Source organism: Caulobacter sp. P1_B12_2 (genome assembly GCF_056406675.1).
In genome coordinates, this window is sequence record NZ_JBFTZS010000495.1 from 1 (window position 1) to 3179 (window position 3179).

Below are 3179 nucleotides of genomic sequence, written 5' to 3' on the forward strand. Positions count from 1 at the left end.
GCCACCGCCCCCACGTCACCTATCGCCGCCAGGGCGACCAGCACCTGCTGATCGAGTACGGCCCCATCGTGCTGGACCTGGAACTGCGCCTGCGCATCCACGCCCTGCACTTGGACCTGCAGGCCCTGGCGTTGCCCGGCGTCATCGACCTGACCCCCGGCATCCGCTCGCTGCAGGTGCATTATGACAGCCGCCGCCTGACCCAGGCCGACCTGCTGGCCGCCCTGACCGCCGCCGAGGAGCGACTGGGCGGGCTGGACGATTTCGAGATCCCGTCACGGGTCGTGCACCTGCCGCTGAGCTGGAAGGATCCCGCGATCTACCAGACCATCGACAAATACATGCAGGCCGTTCGCGACGATGCGCCGTGGTGCCCCGACAACATCGAGTTCATCCGCCGGGTCAACGGGCTTGAGAGTATCGACGACGTTCAGAAGATCGTCTTCGACGCCCGCTACCTGGTGATGGGCCTGGGCGACGTCTATCTGGGCGCGCCGGTCGCCACCCCGGTCGACCCGCGCCACCGGCTGGTGACCACCAAGTACAACCCGGCCCGCACCTGGACCCCGCCCAATGTGGTCGGCATCGGCGGGGCCTATATGTGCATCTACGGCATGGAGGGACCGGGCGGCTATCAGCTGTTCGGGCGGACCATCCAAGTGTGGAACACCTGGCGCCAGACCGACGCCTTCGTCGACGGCAAACCTTGGCTGCTGCGGTTCTTCGACCAGATCCGCTTCTTCCCGGTCAGCGCCGACGAGCTGGTCGAGTGGCGCCGCGACTTCCCGCTGGGCCGGCGCCAGATCCGGATCGAGGAAGAGACCTTCCGGCTCTCCGACTATCGCAAGATGCTGGTCGAGAACGCCGACAGCATCGCCAGCTTCCAGGCCACGCGCCAGGCCGCCTTCGACGTCGAGCGCGCCGACTGGGAGGCCAGGGGCGAGTTCGCGCGGGTCGAGGCCCTGTCCGGCGTCGTYGACGATGCGAGCGACGCGGCGGCCATCGTGGTTCCCGACGGCAGCGACGTGGTCGAAGCGCCTCTGGGCGGCAATGTCTGGAAGGTGCTGGTCGAGCCCGGCGAACGGGTCGAGGCCGGGGCGGTGATCGCGGTGATCGAGGCCATGAAGGCCGAATGCGACGTCAACAGCCCCGTCGCGGGGGTGGTCACCGCCGTCTACGCCCAACCGGCCCAGCCCATCGCCGCCGGCGCGCCGATCGTGGCCATCGCTCCCGACTTGCCTGTTCTTGGGGAGGCGGCGGCATGAGCGACTTCGAACGTCTGTCGGTCACCGCCATCGCCGACGCCGTCAACCGCGGGGCCAGCGCGGTCGGGGTGGCGCAAGCCGCGCTAGACGACGTGGCCGCCTACGATCTGATCCAGCCCCAGGCGTGGATTCTGCGCGTACCGGCGGACGCCGTCCTGGCCCAGGCCCGTGCGGTCGACGCCCGGATCGCGGCCGGCGAGACCCTGCCCCTGGCCGGCGTGCCGTTCGCGGTGAAGGACAATATCGACGTAGGCGACCTGCCGACCAGCGCCGCCTGCCCCGCCTTCGCCTACACGCCCGAGCGCTCGGCGACCGTCGTCGAGCGGCTGGTCGAGGCCGGCGCCGTCCTGATCGGCAAGACCAATCTCGACCAGTTCGCTACCGGTCTGGTCGGGGTCCGCAGTCCCTATGGCGCGCCGCTGTGCGTGTTCGATCAGGCCTATGTCAGCGGCGGCTCCAGCTCTGGCTCGGCGGTCGCCGTGGCGGCGGGCCTGGTGGCCTTCGCCCTGGGCACCGACACAGCCGGGTCCGGCCGCGTGCCGGCGGCCTTCAACCACTTGGTCGGCCTCAAGCCGTCCAAGGGCCGCTGGAGCACGCGGGGCCTGGTTCCCGCCTGCCGCTCGCTGGACTGCATCAGCGTCTTCGCCGCTGACCTGGCCGGCGCGGCGTTGGTGGACGAGGTGCTAACCGGCTTCGACGCCGAGGACGACTATTCGCGCGCCGCGCCGGTCTCGCCGCCGACCGTCCCGCCAACCACTACAATGGGCGCCTTCCGCTTCGGCGTGCCCCGCCCCGACCAGCGCCTGTTCRTGGGGGACGAGCAGTCGGCCACGCTCTACGCCGCCGCCATCGCGCGCATGACGGCCGCCGGCGGAACGCCCGTCGAGATCGACATCGCCCCGCTGCTGGACTGCGCCAAGCTGCTCTACAGCGGCCCCTGGGTGGCCGAGCGCACCGCCGCCGTCGAGGACCTGTTGCGCGACAGCCCCGGCGTGATCCACCCGACCGTGCGCGCCATCGTCCAGGGCGGCGTCGCGGTCACCGGTGTCGAAACCTTCAAGGGCCTCTATGCTCTGGAGGCCTATCGCCGCGCCGTCGAACCGATCTGGGACGCCGTCGACGTGATGCTGCTGCCCACGGCCCCGACCATCTATCGCCTGAAAGAGGTGCTGGCCGAGCCGATCGCGCTGAACGCCAATCTCGGCCTCTACACCAACTTCGTGAACCTGCTCGACATGAGCGCCCTCGCTGTCCCAGCCGGCTTCCGCGAGAACGGCACGGGCTTCGGCGTCACCCTGATCGGGCCGGCCTTCGCCGACCGCGCGCTGCTGGCCCTGGCCGAGCGCTACCTGGAGACCTTTCCCATGGCCGACACCCCGCCCCTCGACCTGACGCCCCGTAGGCCCGGCGTGAAGCTGGCCGTGGTCGGCGCGCATCTCGCCGGCATGCCGTTGCACTGGCAACTGACCTCGCGCGAGGCCCGCCTGGTCAGCGCGACCAAGACCGCGCCGGCCTACAAGCTCTACGCCATGGCCGAGACGACCCCGCCGAAGCCGGCCCTGATCCATGTCGGAGAGGGCGGATCGTCGATCCTGGTCGAGGTCTACGAGCTGGACTTCGAGGCCTTCGGCAGTTTCACGGCCGAGGTCCCCGCCCCGCTGGCCATCGGCACGGTGACCCTGGAGGACGGGACGTCGGTGAAAGGCTTCGTCGCCGAGCCGCGAGCGTTGAACGGGGCGACGGACATCACGGCGCTGGGCGGCTGGCGGGCCTATATCGCGTCGCTGGCTTAGCGCGCCCAAGGCCCTCCCCCAATGGGGGAGGCGATCGCGCAGCGATCGGTGGGGGAGACTTGGGATCGTAGATCCAGGACGAGGCCGCCGATCACTCCCCCTCTGTCGCCCTTTGGACGAC

General features: G+C 70.2%; 2 protein-coding genes. Both read left to right on the forward strand.

Features of this window, described 5'->3' with window-relative positions:
* Positions 1-1265: DUF2118 domain-containing protein (locus tag AC1DZ6_RS22130; protein WP_477099278.1), on the forward strand; the 1265-nt coding region annotated here is incomplete at its 5' end.
* Positions 1262-3058, forward strand: a complete 1797-nt coding sequence (gene atzF, locus AC1DZ6_RS22135) for an allophanate hydrolase (RefSeq protein ID WP_477099279.1) — start codon at positions 1262-1264, stop codon at positions 3056-3058. The genes AC1DZ6_RS22130 and atzF, both read left to right, overlap by 4 nt.
* Positions 3059-3179 lie beyond the last annotated feature (121 nt).